This is a genomic window from Pseudarthrobacter sp. R1 (assembly GCF_024494415.1).
Classification (GTDB): Bacteria; Actinomycetota; Actinomycetes; order Actinomycetales; family Micrococcaceae; genus Arthrobacter.
In genome coordinates this window covers 513,771-530,795 of sequence record NZ_JAMKFI010000009.1, presented here as the reverse complement: position 1 = coordinate 530,795, position 17,025 = coordinate 513,771, and the positions used below count along the sequence as shown (strand labels likewise).

Annotated in this window: 21 protein-coding genes, 1 pseudogene and 1 riboswitch; of the genes and pseudogenes, 5 read left to right on the top strand and 17 right to left on the bottom strand. The window is 64.7% G+C overall.

All coding sequences use genetic code 11. The features are described from left to right. Nucleotides 1–40 precede the first annotated feature (40 nt). Nucleotides 41–865: a GDSL-type esterase/lipase family protein gene (locus M8J71_RS19815; RefSeq protein WP_256249512.1), complete on the top strand. Its 825-nt coding sequence runs from the start codon at nucleotides 41–43 to the stop codon at nucleotides 863–865. Between the two features lie 3 nt (nucleotides 866–868). Here M8J71_RS19815 and M8J71_RS19810 read toward each other — a convergent pair whose 3' ends face one another. From M8J71_RS19810 to M8J71_RS19795, 4 genes are read right to left on the bottom strand one after another with little or no spacing between them, the layout of a single operon-like run. Next, nucleotides 869–1,162, bottom strand: coding sequence for a DUF503 domain-containing protein (locus tag M8J71_RS19810; RefSeq protein ID WP_163166570.1), 294 nt, complete (start codon nucleotides 1,160–1,162; stop codon nucleotides 869–871). A gap of 31 nt (nucleotides 1,163–1,193) precedes the next feature. Continuing rightward, complete coding sequence (locus M8J71_RS19805) at nucleotides 1,194–1,511, bottom strand: putative quinol monooxygenase (RefSeq protein ID WP_256249511.1); 318 nt, start codon at nucleotides 1,509–1,511, stop codon at nucleotides 1,194–1,196. Further along, nucleotides 1,508–2,062 (bottom strand): DUF1990 family protein, encoded by a 555-nt coding sequence (locus M8J71_RS19800; RefSeq protein ID WP_256249510.1) that lies wholly within the window; start codon nucleotides 2,060–2,062, stop codon nucleotides 1,508–1,510. The genes M8J71_RS19805 and M8J71_RS19800 overlap by 4 nt, the downstream gene beginning before the upstream one ends. Further along, nucleotides 2,059–2,475 (bottom strand): MmcQ/YjbR family DNA-binding protein, encoded by a 417-nt coding sequence (locus M8J71_RS19795; RefSeq protein ID WP_256249509.1) that lies wholly within the window; start codon nucleotides 2,473–2,475, stop codon nucleotides 2,059–2,061. The genes M8J71_RS19800 and M8J71_RS19795 overlap by 4 nt, the downstream gene beginning before the upstream one ends. A gap of 46 nt (nucleotides 2,476–2,521) precedes the next feature. Here M8J71_RS19795 and M8J71_RS19790 point away from each other — a divergent pair, with 46 nt between their 5' ends. After that, nucleotides 2,522–3,547, top strand: a complete 1,026-nt coding sequence (locus M8J71_RS19790; protein ID WP_256249508.1) for an isopenicillin N synthase family dioxygenase — start codon at nucleotides 2,522–2,524, stop codon at nucleotides 3,545–3,547. An 11-nt stretch (nucleotides 3,548–3,558) separates the two neighbouring features. Here M8J71_RS19790 and M8J71_RS19785 read toward each other — a convergent pair whose 3' ends face one another. The 6 genes and pseudogenes from M8J71_RS19785 to M8J71_RS19760 form a co-directional block, all read right to left on the bottom strand. Continuing rightward, the gene (locus M8J71_RS19785) at nucleotides 3,559–3,984 is read right to left on the bottom strand and encodes a CoA-binding protein (protein WP_256249507.1); all 426 of its coding nucleotides are present in this window, start codon (nucleotides 3,982–3,984) and stop codon (nucleotides 3,559–3,561) included. Between the two features lie 55 nt (nucleotides 3,985–4,039). Further along, nucleotides 4,040–4,951, bottom strand: a complete 912-nt coding sequence (locus M8J71_RS19780; RefSeq protein ID WP_256249506.1) for a hypothetical protein — start codon at nucleotides 4,949–4,951, stop codon at nucleotides 4,040–4,042. Further along, complete coding sequence (locus tag M8J71_RS19775; protein WP_256249502.1) at nucleotides 4,948–5,499, bottom strand: RNA polymerase sigma factor; 552 nt, start codon at nucleotides 5,497–5,499, stop codon at nucleotides 4,948–4,950. The genes M8J71_RS19780 and M8J71_RS19775 overlap by 4 nt, the downstream gene beginning before the upstream one ends. Nucleotides 5,500–5,791: 292 nt before the next feature. Further along, the gene (locus M8J71_RS19770; RefSeq protein WP_256249501.1) at nucleotides 5,792–6,142 is read right to left on the bottom strand and encodes a YegP family protein; all 351 of its coding nucleotides are present in this window, start codon (nucleotides 6,140–6,142) and stop codon (nucleotides 5,792–5,794) included. 263 nt (nucleotides 6,143–6,405) lie between these two features. Then, nucleotides 6,406–7,695, bottom strand: a complete 1,290-nt coding sequence (locus M8J71_RS19765; protein ID WP_163166586.1) for an adenylosuccinate synthase — start codon at nucleotides 7,693–7,695, stop codon at nucleotides 6,406–6,408. A 261-nt stretch (nucleotides 7,696–7,956) separates the two neighbouring features. Further along, nucleotides 7,957–8,140 (bottom strand): annotated as a pseudogene (locus M8J71_RS19760) (carboxypeptidase); the annotation flags it as partial. Between the two features lie 87 nt (nucleotides 8,141–8,227). After that, nucleotides 8,228–8,334: riboswitch (SAM riboswitch) on the top strand. 11 nt (nucleotides 8,335–8,345) lie between these two features. On the opposite strand from M8J71_RS19760, the gene M8J71_RS19755 reads away from it, so the two are divergent. Next, nucleotides 8,346–9,551, top strand: coding sequence for a cobalamin-independent methionine synthase II family protein (locus M8J71_RS19755; RefSeq protein WP_256249500.1), 1,206 nt, complete (start codon nucleotides 8,346–8,348; stop codon nucleotides 9,549–9,551). Nucleotides 9,552–9,762: 211 nt separating this feature from the next. Next, on the top strand, nucleotides 9,763–10,392 hold the full coding sequence (locus M8J71_RS19750; protein ID WP_256249499.1) for a uracil-DNA glycosylase: 630 nt from the start codon (nucleotides 9,763–9,765) through the stop codon (nucleotides 10,390–10,392). 133 nt (nucleotides 10,393–10,525) lie between these two features. Here the strand turns inward: M8J71_RS19750 and M8J71_RS19745 are convergent, their stop codons facing one another. The 3 genes from M8J71_RS19745 to M8J71_RS19735 form a co-directional block, all read right to left on the bottom strand. Further along, a complete protein-coding gene (locus tag M8J71_RS19745) occupies nucleotides 10,526–10,948 on the bottom strand; it encodes a DUF3151 domain-containing protein (protein WP_256249498.1) in 423 nt (140 codons plus the stop codon). Then, the gene (fbaA, locus tag M8J71_RS19740) at nucleotides 10,949–11,968 is read right to left on the bottom strand and encodes a class II fructose-bisphosphate aldolase (protein ID WP_163164703.1); all 1,020 of its coding nucleotides are present in this window, start codon (nucleotides 11,966–11,968) and stop codon (nucleotides 10,949–10,951) included. It lies immediately after the preceding gene. A gap of 125 nt (nucleotides 11,969–12,093) precedes the next feature. Beyond that, on the bottom strand, nucleotides 12,094–12,762 hold the full coding sequence (locus M8J71_RS19735; protein WP_256249497.1) for a TrmH family RNA methyltransferase: 669 nt from the start codon (nucleotides 12,760–12,762) through the stop codon (nucleotides 12,094–12,096). 70 nt (nucleotides 12,763–12,832) lie between these two features. Between M8J71_RS19735 and M8J71_RS19730 the strand changes: the two genes are divergently transcribed. After that, on the top strand, nucleotides 12,833–13,663 hold the full coding sequence (locus tag M8J71_RS19730) for an HAD-IIA family hydrolase (RefSeq protein WP_256249496.1): 831 nt from the start codon (nucleotides 12,833–12,835) through the stop codon (nucleotides 13,661–13,663). Nucleotides 13,664–13,671: 8 nt separating this feature from the next. Here M8J71_RS19730 and M8J71_RS19725 read toward each other — a convergent pair whose 3' ends face one another. The 4 genes from M8J71_RS19725 to pyrE form a co-directional block, all read right to left on the bottom strand. Next, nucleotides 13,672–14,712, bottom strand: a complete 1,041-nt coding sequence (locus M8J71_RS19725) for an alpha/beta fold hydrolase (RefSeq protein WP_256249495.1) — start codon at nucleotides 14,710–14,712, stop codon at nucleotides 13,672–13,674. Between the two features lie 69 nt (nucleotides 14,713–14,781). Further along, nucleotides 14,782–15,432 (bottom strand): hypothetical protein, encoded by a 651-nt coding sequence (locus M8J71_RS19720; protein WP_256249494.1) that lies wholly within the window; start codon nucleotides 15,430–15,432, stop codon nucleotides 14,782–14,784. Nucleotides 15,433–15,517: 85 nt separating this feature from the next. Next, complete coding sequence (locus tag M8J71_RS19715; protein WP_256249493.1) at nucleotides 15,518–16,285, bottom strand: GAF and ANTAR domain-containing protein; 768 nt, start codon at nucleotides 16,283–16,285, stop codon at nucleotides 15,518–15,520. Between the two features lie 117 nt (nucleotides 16,286–16,402). Next, nucleotides 16,403–16,987: an orotate phosphoribosyltransferase gene (pyrE, locus tag M8J71_RS19710; RefSeq protein ID WP_256249492.1), complete on the bottom strand. Its 585-nt coding sequence runs from the start codon at nucleotides 16,985–16,987 to the stop codon at nucleotides 16,403–16,405. Nucleotides 16,988–17,025 lie beyond the last annotated feature (38 nt).

Genomic DNA, 17,025 nt, shown 5'->3' with positions numbered 1-17,025 from the left:
CCCTCCGGAAGGGGGCGCGGATTTCCGCTTTAATCGAGCTATGGGCAAGGTGGCAAAGTTGCTCAGCTTCCTGCTGCTGCCGATCCTGATCCTGGTTGCGGCGGCGCCGACACCACGATCGGCCCCGAACGCTGCCTACCCCCACAGCATGGCGGCCCTCGGGGACTCCATCACCCAGGCCTACAACGCCTGCTGCGTGCATGGCGACGATCCGGCGCAGTCCTGGTCCACCGGTGACGGCCCGAGCGATGGTGTGACCAGCCACTACGAACGGCTGCTCCAGCTAACACCCGGGATCAGGGGGAAAAACTTCAATAACGCCGTGAGCGGGGCGAAAGTAGCAGATCTGCCCCGGCAGGCCGCCGCCGCAGCCGAACAAGGCGCCGCGTATGTGACCGTGCTGGTGGGCGCGAACGATCTTTGTACACCGTCGCTGGACAGCATGACCCCGGTTGAAGACTTCCGGGCCTCCGTGACCCGCGCACTTGCCACGCTGGACCAGATGCGGCCACGGCCCCAGGTTTTTGTCAGCAGCATCCCTGACATGTACCAGTTGTGGAATGTGCTGCGCCTCGACCAGGCAGCACAATCAGCCTGGTCCGCTGGCCGCTTTTGCCAATCCATGCTGGCTGCTTCGAACTCCGAGGACATGCGCCGGCAGGTGGTCCAGCGGGAGCTCGCATTCAACGAGGTCCTCGCAGAGACCTGTGCCCGGTACGAAAGCTGCCGTACTGATGGCGGAGCCGTCTTCGCCCACGGATTCAGCGCAGGCGACGTGAGTGTCCTGGACTACTTCCACCCGAGCCTCCAGGGCCAAGCAACGCTGGCGGACATCACGTGGCAGGTCGCCTGGCAGCGGAACTAGCAGTCAGTCCTCGCTGTGGTGGTCCCGCTGCCGTGCGCTCAGCAGTTCGATTTCCGGCCGTCCGGCCACAAGGCGTTCGACGGCGTCGAGCACCTCCACGAGGTGGGCCCGGTCAGCTGCCACCAGGCCGGCGCCCACTTGCGAGCGCCGGTATTGGTCCTGATACCCCACCTCAGCCACGGACACGTCATACTTGCGCTTGATGTCAGCCAGCAGTGGCCTGATAACCGAGCGCTTCTCCTTCAGGCTCTGAACGTCGCCCAGGAGGATGTCGAATTCGATCCAGCCGATCCACATGGCATCAGCCTAGCGAAATACGGCTGCGGTGTTAGATGGAAAGTTCGCCCATCCGGTCCCAGCCTTCGCCGTCGAGCTGGCGGCTGATGATGCGGGGTGTCTCGGCGAGGGCCTGGGGCATGTCAGCCATGGCCTGCTTGAAGTGTGGGCTGTTGACGTGCTCTCCGGCGGCGTCGTCCTTGAACGCTTCAACCAGGACGTATTCATTCGGGTCCTCCAGGCTGCGGGACCAGTCGAACCAGAGGTTGCCCGGTTCCTGCCTTGTTGCCTGGGTGAAGTCGGCAACAAGACCGGGCCAGCGCTCCGACCATTCAGGCTTGACCTTGAATTTGACGACGATAAAGATCACAGGAGTTGTCCTTCCACGGCGAGTTGGCGTGCCCCTTCAATGTACCGGGAAGTAACGTGGCGCTGCGCCGCGCGGGTCACCAGTCCGCCGGCCGCGTAAAACCAGTTGCCCGGCTTGCTGAATGCCCGGATTCGAACAAGAACCTCACCGTTTCCGTTGATCTCCACCTCGAAGGATTCTTCTCCCCGCGCGGGATGGCCGGGCAGGGCTCCGTACCCGAATCCCGCAGACTGAGGCATTCCCGCCGGCAGCGGTTCACGGACCCACACCACCTCGCAGGGCGCGTCCAGCCGCAAGGGCCCGACGCCGAACCCGCTCGCCACCCGGGCCCCGGGCACTGCACGCGGGGAATCAGTGCGGACGCGGAGGCCTGCACGCCGCTGCAACTCCCAGGACAGGATGCCGGCGGCAACCCGCTGGTAAACCGGCAGGCCGGTGCCGAGGCGGACCTCCTCCAGCACGGTCGCGTAGCCCGCAGGCGCCGAACCGTGTTCCGTGCCGCCAATGCAGGGGTAGTTGAGGACGCCGCCCGCCGTGCGCTTGGCTTTCACAGGTGCTCGCCTCTATTCCCTGCCAGGCGGGCCCATCCGAGCTGCTCCTGCTGCTTCCTGCTGAGGCCAGCCACCACCAGGTCGTAGGAGTCCTCCACCATGTCCCGGACCATGTCATAGGGCAACGCCCCATCGAGGCGGACGCCGTTCCAGTGCGTTTTGTTCATGTGCCAAGCCCCGGTAATTTCCGGGTGCGCTGCGCGGAGCTGGACGGCCAGGGTGGGCTCGCATTTGAGGTTCACGTAAAAGTCGCTGGCGTCCATCGAGGACAAGGCAAAGAGCTTGGCCTCGTGCCGGGCCCCGCCTGCAACGCTTGCGCGGACCTTAAATACGGCAGTTTCGGGCCCGAACGGGTAATCCTCGAAGGCGCCCGGAAATGAAAGGCAGATTTTCCTCAGCGCGTCGGGGTTCATAAAGTCAGCCTATAAAGCAGGCCACTCACGGTGCTAGTCTGCGAGGATGTCACACGATCAGGGGATACCTGTTCTGGACCTGAGCACCGCGCGGCAGCCCTACGGGTCTTTCAGTCCGGAATTCATTGAACAACTGCGGTACGCCACCCATAACGTCGGCTTCTTCCAAATCACCGGCTACGGTGCGGCACCGGGCCAGGCTGAACATCTACTGGACGTCATCCAGCGCTTCTTCAACCTGCCCCTGGAGGAACGGATGAAGCTGGACAACCGTTTGTCGCCCCACTTCCGGGGATACACCCGGATGGGCACCGAGGTGACCCAGGGCAGGGCGGACGCGCGCGAGCAAATTGACTACTCTCCCGAGCGTGAGCCGGTCAGTGGCTATCCGGCCCACCAGCCGTACTGGCTGCTCCAGGGTCCGAACCTGTGGCCGGACGAGTCCTTCCCCGAGCTCAAGCCTGCGGCGATGGAGTGGGCCGAGCTGATGTCCACGGTTGGAATGGAGCTCCTTCGTGCCATCGCGGTTTCCCTGGAACTGCCCGAGGACTACTTCGACGAGCCCTTCCGCGATTCACCTGCCTGGATGGGAAAACTGGTGCACTACGTCGGCGGCGTGGTCGAGGCAGCCGGCGATCAGGGAGTCGGCTCCCATGCGGACTACGGATTCGTCACGCTCCTCCTGCAGGACCAGGTAGGCGGGCTGGAGGTCCAGCCCCCCGGCGTGACGGAGTGGCTGCCTGTGGAGCCTATCCCGGGCGCCCTGGTGGTGAACCTCGGCGAGATGCTGGAAGTTGCGACGGAGGGATACCTGGCGGCCACCATCCACCGGGTCCAGGCGCCACCCCCGGGTGTGGACAGGTACTCCGTCCCGTTCTTCTGGTCTCCCCGGCTGGACGCGGTGATCAATCCGGTCCCCCTGCCGCCTGAACTGAAGGCTCAAGCGAGGGGCATTTCAGACGATCCCGCGAACCCGCTCCTGGCCTCGTACGGGATGAATATGCTCAAGGGCAGGATGCGTGCCCACCCGGACGTCACGGAGCGGCACTATCCCGGGCTTCTGAACCGTTAAGCGCAAGCCCGTCAGAGGTTGTATTTCCAGGCCTGCTGGGCGGGGCAGGTGTCCATCACTACGTCCAGCCCGGCCGCCTTCGCCCGCTCTGCCGCGGCCTCGTCGATGACCCCAAGCTGCAGCCACACCGACTTCGCCCCTACGGCGATTGCCTGGTCCACCACTTCCCCCACTTTCTGGGAGTTCACAAAGCAGTCCACGACGTCGATGGGGTGCTTCTCAGCGGGAATGTCATCAAGGCTGCGGTACCCGGCCTCCCCATGTACGGGCTCGCCCGGAAGGTTGACGGGGATGATCTCCATCCCCAGCCGGTCCCGGATGAAAAGCGAAGTATCGTAGGCTGCGCGCCACTCGTTGGTGGTGAGGCCCACGATGGCCCACCGCCCCTTGGTCCGCATCAGGCGTTCGACAACGGCAGGATCATTTTTGTGCCCCATGTGCCTAGCCTACGTGGCCGGGAGGGCCCGCAGGCTAACGTACTTCCCCGTGCGGCTACCGGCTGAACTTCTGCAGCCATTTCGCACCGGGCACTGCATGTGCAGCTGCCCCGGCGGCGTCCACACCCTGCCTGAGGACTTCCGGCACGGAATCCGCCCGTCCCCGTGGCACCGCTCCAGCCGCGTGGTCAGCCTCGTCCCGGGCACCTGCGCCTCCCTGACCAGCTGCCTGCTCCGGGAGCACACCGGCAGGGACCGCATTTTCCTTCTCGTCAGCCGCCTCGGCGTCGCTCTTCCCGGAGCCGGTGGCAGTGATCCGACCGCCGCCCCCTTGAGCCTCCCCGTTCCCTTGTTGCCCCTGCCCGGGCCTGTCCGGTGCCGCGGCTTCCGGGGCGCCGGATGGGACAGACGAATCCTCCGGGGCGGGAGGGGTTGTGCGGGTGCCACCGGCAGCAGTGTCTCCTTCGGCGACGCCAGGTTCCTGTTCCCTGTGCGCCGCTGCATCCGGGCCGGGATCATCCACGGGGTCCGGCAGCACCATGGCGCCAAGGACGCCCTGCGCGGGCAGGCTCCAGGCGGGTGTCCAGTCTTCAAGCATGTGCTGGATCGAGAGACTGCCGGATGCGGCGGGCACTGCGGAACTGGCAGCTACCCCGCCCACGCCAAGTCCCATGCCTGCTATCAGGGCAAGGCCAACGACGGTCGGCCGGTGTGCCCGAAGCCCCCGGCGCCTGGCAAGTTCATCGGGTCCGCTTTCCGAAGTCCCGGCCGCGCCGCCCGCCGCCCGTGGACCCGCCGCGGCGGGTTCCGCCAGCAGATCGGCAAGTTTTCCGGACGGGGCCGGTGCGGGCAGTGATGCCAGCGACCCCAGCGCAAGAAGGGCGGTGCGAAGCTCGGGGTCCTTGCCGTGTCCGGCGTCGAGGAGCATCTCCTCCACAATGGCGGGCAGATAATCTATGTGCGTCATGGCCTCAGGTACTCCTTCACGGCCGCAAGTTCGCGAAGTTTAGCCAGTGCCCGCCGCTGAAGCTGCTTTACGGCGCCGGCGCTCTTGCCCATGGCTTCCGCTGTCTGCTCCACGGTGAGGCCGGCAACGAGACGAAGGGCCAGGACCTCGCGCTGGTCCTGCGGCAATCCGTCCAGCAGGCCCATGACCTCGCGGGGTGAAATACGTTCGAGGGCATCCGTCTCCGCGGAGGAATCTTCACGCTGGTCCAGTTCAGGCTCGAAGGGCAATCTGGCCGGGGTGCGGCTTTGGCGGCGGTGATCGTCCACCATACGGGCGTGCGCGACGGAGAAGATAAAAGTCCGGAGGCCCGCCGCGCCGCCATGGATGGTGTCGAGCCGTGGCAGGACGGAGAGGAACACTTCCTGCATGGCCGCCTCCGGGTCCTCGACTCCCCGGGCCGCGAGATAGCCCAGGACTTGTGATGCATAGGTCCGGTAGACAACGCTGAAGACGGACGCGCCGGCGGCTTGGTCCCGCAGGGTTCCGTCTGTGAGTGCATCTGTCACGGACGTAGTGCTTTCAGTCAAAAAGGGGTTCCGGGCGGAAGAGGCCTGATCCGATGGGGAATGCCTTTTCCCCGCCTCACTTTACCCCTCAGTAACTACTGCCCGGGGCCAGCCACGCAAAGCGCTGCGGCCAGTTGCCGCAACTGCCTTTGGCACCGGGAAGTGAAAGAGCCGGCCTGGAACGTGATGGGGGACAAGTTCCAGACCGGCGCTACATAGGGGTAATCGCTGCAGGCCTACAAAGGGTTACGCCTTGCAGCAAAAACTTTTCAAACTTTTTTCTGCGGGAGGTTCAGCGGGCCGCGGCCGGGGCCCAGCGAGGAGCACTCCCCTGCCGGCGCGGTTCCTTGGCGATGGTGAAAGCGTGCACCCTGGCGGGGACGCGCTTGTCATCGCAGTCGGCCTGGGGCCTCATGGGAACAACAGCAGGAGCCGCGGCGGCGGTCCTGGTTACGGCCCCGGCAGGGCAAAGATCGGTGACCAGCCCGGTACCTGCGCATTCACGGACGGCGGCAATCCCGGCGGCGAGCGCGGATTTGTCCTCGAAAGGGCCGGACACCGCCATCACCGTGCCATCGGGGGCCAGAAGCCGGAACCTGAAAAATGAATCTGAGTCGACAAAAGCTTCGAACTTTCCGGCCATAACAAATCCTTCCGGTCTGCGGGGATCCTGCCCGGCGACATCTTTGTCACCGACCGGTCCGTGCGCCGTTGCTGCGCATGCTTCCGCGGGTTTGGTCGAACGAATTGGTGATCGCATCACGTGGTGCTTATAAGTCTGACGTCCAATGACGCAGCCTTACAAGGCCTGCCCCGTAAACCCTGTGTAAATTGCCGCGGCGCCGGAAAGACAAACGGCGGGCCACCTTCCAAAGGTGGCCCGCCGCCGTCGTAAATCCTGACGCGTCAGTCGTTGATGAGGTCGTTCACCACGATGGTCTGGTCCCGGTCCGGTCCGACACCGATGGCTGAGAAGCGCGTCCCGGACAGCTTCTCCAGGGCCAGGACATAGTTGCGTGCGTTCTCCGGCAGGTCCGCCAGGGTCCGCGCACCCGTGATGTCCTCTGTCCAGCCCTCGAAGTATTCGAAGATCGGCACTGCGTGGTGGAACTCGGTCTGCGTCATGGGCATTTCGTCGTGGCGGACGCCATCGACGTCGTAGGCAACGCACACCGGGATCTGCTCGATGCCGGTGAGCACGTCCAGCTTGGTGACGAAGTAGTCCGTGAAGCCGTTCACGCGTGAGGCGTGGCGGGCCAGGACGGCGTCGTACCATCCGCAGCGGCGCGGCCGGCCGGTGTTGACGCCGAACTCACCGCCGGTTTTCTGCAGGTAGACGCCCATCTCGTCGAAAAGCTCCGTGGGGAACGGGCCGGCGCCAACACGTGTGGTGTACGCCTTGATGATGCCGATGGAGCGGGAGATGCGGGTTGGCCCGATGCCCGAACCCACGGAGGCCCCGCCAGCTGTGGGGTTGGAGGAGGTGACGAACGGGTAGGTTCCGTGGTCCACGTCCAGGAAAGTTGCCTGGCCGCCTTCCATCAGGACCACCTTGCCCTCGTCCAGGGCAGAGTTGAGGACCAAGGTGCTGTCGATGACCAGCGGGCGGAGCCGGTCGGCGAAGGAGAGGAAGTACTCCACGATCTCATCCACGAGCACGCCACGGCGGTTGTAGACCTTGACCAGGAGTTCATTCTTCTGGCGCAGCGAACCTTCCACCTTCTGGCGGAGGATTGACTCGTCAAACACGTCCTGGACCCGGATGCCCAGGCGGGCCACCTTGTCCATGTAGGCGGGGCCGATGCCGCGGCCCGTGGTCCCGATGGCGCGGCTGCCGAGGAAGCGCTCCGTCACCTTGTCCAGCACCTGGTGGTAGGGAGCAACAAGGTGTGCGTTCGCGGAGACGCGAAGCTTTGAAGTGTCGGCGCCGCGGGCCTGGAGGCCTTCGATTTCCTGGAAGAGTGCCTCGAGGTTAACAACGCAGCCGTTGCCGATGATGGGTACCGCGTTGGGGCTGAGGATGCCTGCCGGAAGCAGCTTGAGTTCGTATTTTTCACCGCCTACGACGACGGTGTGCCCGGCGTTGTTTCCGCCGTTGGGTTTGACGACGTAGTCAACGCGGCCGCCCAGCAGGTCGGTCGCCTTGCCTTTTCCTTCGTCGCCCCACTGGGCTCCTACGATCACAATTGCTGGCATGGGATCCTCCCCCATTCGTTCGGGCTGCCCGTGCCATGCCACAACGTGGCGGCCTGGTGCAGCGCCGTTCATGAGAATGCCCCGAATGGACCGGCCTTCGCTGGTCCGCGGGCGGCACAGCGACGCAAGAGTTCCGGGGCTCTTACCACCCAAGTTTAGCCGATGAGCGACTTTGTCCACTCGTTGGGCCGCCGCGGTCCTTCTTGCAGGGTAAAGGACTCCTGCGCGGCAAAGGACCGCGGCGGACTGTCAGCGGTGATGCTACTCGTCGTCAGCTTCCTCGCCCGGGCGGGAGGTCTGGGTGGCGAGGCTGTCCCAGAAGGAGGTGTCGGCGTCGGCAATTGATCCGTCAGCGATTGCTGCGGGCGGTTGCGGTAAGGGTGGTGACCGTCTGCTTGATCAATTATCCGTTGCTCCGGAGCCCCAGGGCGTAGCCGTCCAGGTACGTTTGAAAGCTCCGCCCCTCGTTTCCCCGCCGACATAATCCGACAGCGGATTTGCTCCCGGGCGTACCGGTGCATTTAAGTGAGAGTACCCATCCGGAGCGGCCGAGAGACCTGGATCGATGACGCCGCAGCAACCCCACATAGTGCAGGTACGTCCTGCCTGCGAAGGTGCTACTGCCAGGACCGATGGAAAGGAAATCCAGCATGTCCCTGAACACAGACCACATCCGCGCCACCCACGCCGGATCGTTGCCGCGCACCCCTGAACTGATCGCAGCCAACGCCGCCCGCGAAGAGAACCCTGCCGATGTTGACGGCTACAACGAACTCCTTGCCGCCTCCGTGGTGGACCTGGTCCAGCGCCAGCAAAGCCTGGGCATCGACATTCCCAACGACGGCGAATACGGGCACGCGATGTCCGCCGCTGTGGACTATGGCGCATGGTGGTCCTACTCGTTCGCGCGCATGGGCGGGCTGGAACTGGACAACGACGCCAAGTGGGCGGTTGAACCGAAAGAATCCACCCCTGGCAACGTCCAGCTCACCGGCTTCATCCACCGCCGCGACCGCACCGACTTTGCAGAGGCCTACAACGATCCCACCAGCGGCATCTTCACCGGTGGCCCCAAGCCGTTCCCCAAGGTCACTGGACCGCTCGTCTACACCGGCCAGGACGCCGTCGCCTCCGACGTCGCAAACCTGAAGGCAGGCCTGGCCGCCGCCGGACTGAAGGAAGGGTTTGTTGCGGCACTCTCCCCCGGCAGCGCCTCACGTATCACCAATGAGTACTACGCCACGGAGGAGGAATACATCTACGCCTGCGCCGATGCGCTCCGTGAAGAGTACAAGGCCATCATCGACGCCGGCCTGATCCTCCAGATCGACGATCCCTCCATCGCCGAGAACTGGGACCAGATCAGCCCCGAGCCGAGTGTGGCCGACTACCTGAAGTTCACGCAGATCCGCGTGGAAGCCCTGAACTACGCCCTCCGCGGCCTTCCCGAGGAGCAGGTCCGGTTCCACCTCTGCTGGGGCTCCTGGCACGGCCCGCACACCACGGACCTCCCCCTTGCGGACCTGGTGGACACGATGCTGCAGATCAACGCCGGCGGCTACTCCTTCGAGGCTGCCAACGTCCGCCACGAGCACGAGTGGCGGGTCTGGGAGGACACTAAGCTCCCCGAGGGCAAGGTCATCATCCCGGGCATCGTCTCGCACGCCACCAATGTGGTGGAGCACCCGGACCTGGTGGCAGACCGGATCGTACGGTTCGCAGAGGTTGTGGGCCGGGAGAACGTCATCGCCTCCACCGACTGCGGCCTGGGCGGCAGGGTCCACCCGCAGATCGCCTTCGCGAAGCTGGAAGCCCTGGGCGAGGGTGCTCGCCGGGCTACCAAGCGGCTCTGGTAGCCCGCAACAGAAACGCAAAAACCGCCGGTTCCGTGCACCGCTTGGATCGGGTGCGCGGGACCGGCGTTTCGTTTCGCAGGGCTTGCTAAACTGGTAAAGGCCGACCAGGAATCGGTCCGCCCCATTTCAACCACTTCGGATCTGCTGCGCCATTGTGCGCCCATTTTCGCGGTGGCAGCAACACCAATCCCCGCAGGAGACCCAGCACTACATGACAGCCCTGGCACCCGAATCTTTCCATGATCAGCTTCTGAACCGCCGCTACGAACCGAATGTTGCAGCCGTCAACGAACTGTGCGATTCCCTGCAGGGGACCAAGCCCGGCACCATTGTGCCCTACGTGGACCCCATGCACGACGTCGACGAGTGCCGCATCATCAGCCTGTACTCGAACATCGGCGAGGCCGACCCCTCCGGTTTCATCACCGCCGGCGACCACGACGCCGCCACCCGGATGCTGGGGATCCAGTGGAAGCTGGGGCTGCGGCCGGAGTTCGTTATGCCGTGGAACGTCCACCCCTGGCACGTCGCCGGGGAGGCCAACGGGAAGTTCACGCCGGACCAGATTTCCGCGGGCCTGAAGCCGCTGCTGAAGTTCCTGGCGCTGGTTCCGCGCGCCTCGGTGATCGTGGCCCACGGCACGGAGGCCAACCGCCTGGCCAACCTGCTGCTGAAGACTGAGGTGCCGCTGCTCTGGCGCCGCGGACTGAAGACCTACAAGGTGCGCTCCCTCAGCGGCCGTGCGTTCGCCGGCTCGCCTGCCCGCCAGGAGGAGTACCTCGAGGACATGCGCGTGGCCTACGCCGACGCGATGGCCCGGACGGGCCTGCAGAAAGCTTAGCCACCAGCCTCACCGCTTACGACGGCGGCCGGCCACCTTTTCGAAGAAGGTGACCGGCCGCCGTCGTAATAAGGGGCCTCCGCCGCCCGGCTTCTCTGAGTGAGCGCAGCGAAGCGAGGGAGGCGGTGGGGATTTACTTGCCTTCGATGGCTGCTTTCGCCGTGGGGTCGGAGTCGTTCAGGAACTTCTCGATCCGTTCCGGCTCCTCCGCCTCACCAATCGCCGCGGCAGCGCGCCCCAGCGAGTACAGCGCCCGCAGGAAGCCGCGGTTGGGCTCATGCTCCCAGGGGATCGGGCCGACGCCGCGCCAGCCGTTGCGCCGCAGCGAGTCCAGTCCACGGTGGTAGCCCACGCGTGAGTAGGCGTAGGAATCGATGGTGCGCCCCTCAGCCCAGGCCTCTTCAGCCAGGACGGCCCACAGCAACGAGGACGTCGGGTGCTTCTCCACCAGGTCCAGGGCTTCCTGGCCGGCTTCCAGCTGCTGGTAGACCTCTGTCTCGGCAGGCAGGAGCGTGGGTTCCGGGCCCATCAGGTTCTTGCGGAACTCGTCCGACATCTAGAAGGTCTTTCCGGCCGAACCGAGCTGCTTGGTGGCTTCCACCACGCGGGCTGCCAGGCCGGCTTCGGCCGAGGCACCCCAGACGCGGGGATCGTAGGTCTTCTTGTTGCCCACTTCGCCGTCGACCTTCAGGACACCGTCATAGTTGCGGAACATGTGGTCGGCCACCGGACGCGTGTAGGCATACTGGGTGTCGGTGTCGATGTTCATCTTGATGGTGCCGTAGGAAACGGCGTCGGCGATTTCCTGGTCCGAGGAGCCGGAACCGCCGTGGAACACGAGGTCGAACGGGCTGTCCTTGCCGATCTTGGCGCCCACCTGTGCCTGGATGTCCTTGAGGATCTCCGGGCGGAGCTTGACGCCGCCGGGCTTGTAGACGCCGTGGACGTTGCCGAAGGTCAGGGCGGTGATGTAGCGGCCGTTTTCGCCGGCGCCAAGTGCCTCAATGGTGGCCAGGGCATCCTCGACCGTGGTGTAGAGCTTTTCGTTGATCTCGTTCTCGACGCCGTCTTCTTCGCCGCCCACAGTGCCGATCTCGACCTCAAGGATCATCTTCGCGGCCGCGGTGCGCTCGAGCAGCTCGCGGGCGATGCGCAGGTTTTCCTGCAGGGTCTCGGCGGAGCCGTCCCACATGTGGGAGTTGAACAGCGGGTTGCGGCCGGCCTTGACCTCAGCCTCGGACGCTGCGAGCAGGGGCAGGACGAAGCCGTCCAGCTTGTCCTTGGGGCAGTGGTCGGTGTGCAGCGCGATGTTGACGTTGTAGTTCTTCGCCACTTCGCGGGCGAAGGCGGCGAAGCCCAGGGAGCCTGCAACCATGTCCTTGGTGGAGGCGCCGGACCAGTAGGCCGCACCGCCGGTGGAGACCTGGACGATGCCGTCGGACTCAGCTTCGGCGAAGCCGCGGAGGGCTGCGTTCAGCGTCTGCGAGGACGTTACGTTCACGGCCGGGAATGCGAAGCCGCCCGCCTTTGCGCGGTCGATCATCTCGGAGTAGATCTCTGGGGTTGCAATGGGCATGCTGACTCCTATGCTGAGGTTCGTCTGTGGGCTGGTAACCCTGGAGTACCGCTTACGGCTAGCACCATCCTAGCCATTTCCGCGCAGCGAGTGTTCCGGGTTACGCCCCACCCGCACCTGCCCCGCTACGCGTGCTGGTTGAACACGTGCCGGCGTACCCAGGCGTGCATGGCAATTGCGGCCGCCGAGGCCGCGTTGATGGACCTGGTGGAACCGAACTGTTCGATGGACAAGGTGGCGAGGGCGGCCTCGTGGACCTCGGGCGTGAGCCCGGGACCTTCCTGGCCGAACACCAGCACGCAGTCCTTGGGCAGTTCATAGGTTTCCAGCGGTACCGAATCCGGGAAGATGTCTATCCCGATGATCGCCAGCCCCTCCCCCTGCGCCCAGGCCACAAAATCCTCCACTGTGGGGTGGTGGCGGACGTGCTGGTAACGGTCGGTGACCATGGCGCCCCGGCGGTTCCACCGCCGTCGTCCGATGATGTGCACCTCCTTGGCGAGGAACGCATTCGCGGTGCGCACCACCGTGCCGATGTTGAGGTCGTGCTGCCAGTTCTCGATGGCGACGTGGAAGCTGTGCCGCCGCGAGTCCAGCTCCGCCACGATCGCGTCATGCTTCCAGTAGCGGTACTTGTCCAGCACGTTGCGGCGGTCGCCGTCCGCCAGGAGGTCAGGGTCCCAATGGTCGCCTTCCGGCAGCTCGCCTTCCCAGGGTCCGACGCCGACTTCCGGCTTTTCGCCCGGCGCCTCCGGGTGTTCCTGTCCAGATACTGCAGGCGGTTCGGACGTCATACCGGGCGTTTGGTTCACCCCTCAACACTAGACTGGACCTTTCGGGCTTTCATCACCGGCGGAGGTAGGCATGGCAGAAGCGGACAAGGTTAAAGGGTCACCATCGGTGTACCGCAGCGGGCAGGACATCGAGTGCTGGCTGACGGACATGGATGGCGTCCTGGTCCACGAAAACCAGGCGGTGCCCGGCGCCGCTGAGCTGATCCAGCGGTGGGTGGACACGTCCAAGCGCTTCCTGGTGCTGACCAACAACTCCATCTTCACCCCGCGCGACCTTGCCGCGCGGCTGCGTGCTTCCGGGCTGGAGGTTCCCGAGGAGAACATCTGGACTTCGGCCCTGGCCACCGCCCAGTTCCTCAAGGACCAGGTGGAGGGTTCCGGGTCGGGGAACCGCGCCTACACCATCGGCGAGGCAGGATTGACGACGGCGCTGCACGAGGCCGGCTTCATCCTCACCGACCAGGATCCGGACTTTGTGGTGCTTGGCGAGACGCGCACGTATTCCTTCGAGGCCATCACCACGGCCATCCGCCTCATCCTGGCCGGGGCACGGTTCATCGCTACGAATCCTGATGCCACCGGTCCTTCCAAGGACGGCCCGTTGCCGGCCACCGGCGCCATCGCAGCGCTCATCACTAAAGCCACGGACCGGGAACCCTACATCGTGGGCAAGCCCAACCCGATGATGTTCCGCTCGGCCATGAACCAGATCGACGCACACTCCGAGACCACCGCCATGATCGGGGACCGGATGGATACGGACATCATCGCCGGCATGGAGGCGGGGCTGCACACCGTCCTGGTCCTCACCGGCATCACGCAGCGCGAAGAGATCGGCTCGTACCCGTTCCGGCCCAACCAGGTGTTGAACTCCGTGGCGGATTTGAAGAACCAGATCTAGGACCGGCGCTAAAAGACCGTCACCCGCGATCCGCCCCGGGGCAGCGGGAAGTTCTCGTCCAGGAGCTCTTCAAGGATGGGGCGGTAGATGTTCGGGTTCCAGCCGGGGCTGGCGTGGGCGGGTACGGCCCCTTCTGTCTGAAGCTCGCTGGGGACCATGTTGTTCTTGAAGGCAACTGCCCAGGCTCCCACGGCTGTCTGGTAGCGCACGGTGCGGTCCCGGGGGTTGCCGATGTAGGCCATTTTGGCGCCGCCTATTTTGTCCGTGAACCGGGTGCCGTCAAAGTGGTAAATGTAGGCAGACTCCGACTGGACCAGCAGGCTGGATGGTGCGATGGGCGAGAGCTGTTCGAGCGTCTGGTCAAGGATCTGGCGCCACGTCCGTTCGTCTTTGTGAATGACGCGCTCGCCCAGTTCGTACCCGCCGCGGAAGGAGGAGGGGAACCGGAAACCCCTTTCGTAAAGGAACACCACGCCGTCGAACCAGCTTTGGTCCAGGACGTCGTGCCTGCTGTACGGGCTCGAGTCCAACACGATGAATTCCACCTCCACACCATGGAGCTCCAGCAGCCGGGCGGCGACCTGGGTGGCCACCATGCCACCGAAGCTGTGTCCGTAGAAAAACAACTTGGTCAGCTTCTGGGCGCGGACGTGCTCGATGACGGCGATGACAATCTCATCGATGTCCAGGCCGAGGTTGGAATAGCCGACCGCGGCGAGCCTGGCGCGCTTGTTCAGCGCGCCCCGAAGGGAGTTGAGGATCCACTGCCCCTCCTCCCAACTGGTTTTATAGCCGGGGAACAGGAACCAGCTGGCGTCCGGGTAGTAAACATCAGCGAAGTCGTCAGGAACAGGGAGGATCCGGTTTACCTGGCGGGCGGACTGAACCTGACGGGTGACCAGCATGTCTGCCGCAAGCAGGCCTGACATGCCTGCCCCGGCCAGGAATCCCCGGCGTGAAAACTGCTTGAGGGCAGCGGCCTCCTGCAGCAGCCGGGCTTCAGAAGCCCCGCGCCGGTCCTGCGGATTTACTTCCCCCTCATATGGCACACCACTACCGTAGGCACACTGGAAGTCACCGTCGCAAGAAGCCGCCGGTAACCTTTCAGTGACGTCGTATCAGCTGGCAGCCTGTCCTTCGGCTGCCGAAATTGGGGCCGCGACGTCCTGCCGGCGGCGCAGCATCTCCTGCCCGATGTCGTCGTACCTGCCCAGCAGGTCCGATCCCGGGAAAACTGCCGGGTTGTCCAGGAGAGTGAAGAGGGCGTCGCTGGCAAGCAGCAGTTCCTCATCCGAGTACTCCTGCAGCTCGCGTCCGCACAACACCTCAAACCCCGTGAGATCCAACGGCAGGATTCCGGCGTCGGCAGGAGCGGCAGCCGGGTAGCCAAGGGCGCCGATGTCCAAAACCGCGCCGGCGGAGAAGCCGTCAAGGATGGTCAGGGGCTGTTCAGCGTAGTCAGGCGCGGCAGCCGATTCGCCTCCGGCGGGCGAGAGATCAAGGGACACCCCTGCGCCGTAAGTCCCTGGCAGGATGCTGGTGTCAATGGCGTTGAGGTCACTGCGAAGGCCCGCGAGCGCCGAAGACTCCACCATGGCGGCGCGGGAAAGCTCTACCCGGATGTGCGAACGGATCCCAATTTTCCTGATCCGGCGGATGATCTGGACCAGGCCCGGCCGGGAGTCCTGGTTCAGGCTCCCCTGGACATCGATGCAGACGATGTCGGCCGGGACATCAAGGTTAACGAAGGCGTTTAATGCGCGGTCCATAGGTACTCCAAAAGAGGGTGTCTATGGCCGACGGCTCAACCTCGGTAAGCCTAACCTCCAGCACGAGCCAGGCACAAGCCGTTGGTCACGCGGTTTGGCCGGCCTGCCGCTGCCCGGGCTCCTGGTAATGCGTGCGCGTACCCGCACCCCCGACCGAGTCCACCAAGGATTTGGCGATATCCCGCAGCTTTGTGTTGCTGTTACTGGAGGCCTCGGTGAGGATGCTGACCGCCGCCTCCTGGCTGCACCTGTTCTGTGCCATCACAATGCCAATGGCGAGGTCGATGATGGTCCGGGATTCCAGGGTTGCCCGGAGATTTGCGGCGCTGTCCGTGTGAAGCGAGAACCTCACCGCGAGCCTCAGTGCCTGCGAAATTTCCCTTGTGTAGCCACGTGCCTTTTCGGTGGCGCGGTCATCGAATTTATGGGGGACATCGGAATACAGGTTCAGGGCAGCTTTCGCCTCGCCCTGCAGGTTGAAGGGCAGCGACAGAACTGACCGCAGTCCGTGCGATGCCACCGCTGACGCATAGTCCGGTCCCCAACGGTCCTCCTCGAAGAGGTCCGGAACGTGGACTTCGCGTTCCTCCTCTGCCGCAGTCAGGCAGGGGCCCTGGGACAAGGAGTACTGGATCTCGTCCACTTCCCGCGCAGAGTCGCTGCTCCAGCCAATCGTTGCCGCCTTGCGGTCCCGGAGCAGGGTGATGCCGCAGAGTGCGTCGTCGCCGTCGCCAGCCATCTGATGAGCGGAGAACCGGGCCAGTTCGTTCAGGAAGTCCTCGAAGTCGGCACTTTCCAGGATGAGGTTCTGGATCTGGTCCGTCGCGCTTAGGGACTGTTGAGGGGGGAGCATCGTGCACGTTCTCCGTACAGGGGAGTTAAGGGGATAACGCAAATGATAGGCCAGCCCCGCCTCCCGTTCCAACATCAGGGCCCGGGCACAGTGTGCCCGGGCCGTATGTCCACGGGTCTAGGAAAGCCCGAGTTCATCCTTGCTGAAGGCGAACAGGTAGGGGACGCCCGTCTCCGCTTCGATCTTTTCCTTGGCCCCGGTGTCCCGGTCAACGATGACAGCAACAGCCACAACGTTGCCGCCGGCCTTGCGGACGCCTTCCACGGCGGTCAGCGCCGAGCCGCCCGTGGTGGAGGTGTCCTCCAGGACAAGCACCTTGCGGCCTTCCACGGACGGGCCTTCCACCTGGCGGCCCATGCCGTAGGACTTCTGTGCCTTGCGGACCACAAAAGCGTCAACGGCCCGCCCGGCGCCTGCGGCAGCGTGCATCACCGCGGTACCAACAGGGTCGGCCCCCATGGTGAGTCCGCCTGCGCACTCGAAGTCGATCCCGGCGTCGTCCGCCAAGGCCAGCATGACCTGACCCACGAGCTTGGAGGCCTCGTGGTGCAGCGTAATGCGGCGGAGATCTATGTAGTAATCGGCTTCCGCTCCGCTGGACAGGGTGACCTTGCCGCGCACAACGGCGAGTTCCTTGATCAGTTCGAGCAGGCGGGCGCGGGCGGCTGCAGCGTCTACTGCAGTCTCACTGGGGGAAGTCATGGGCTCCAGTTTAGTGTGGGCCGGCCGGTGTGGATGCT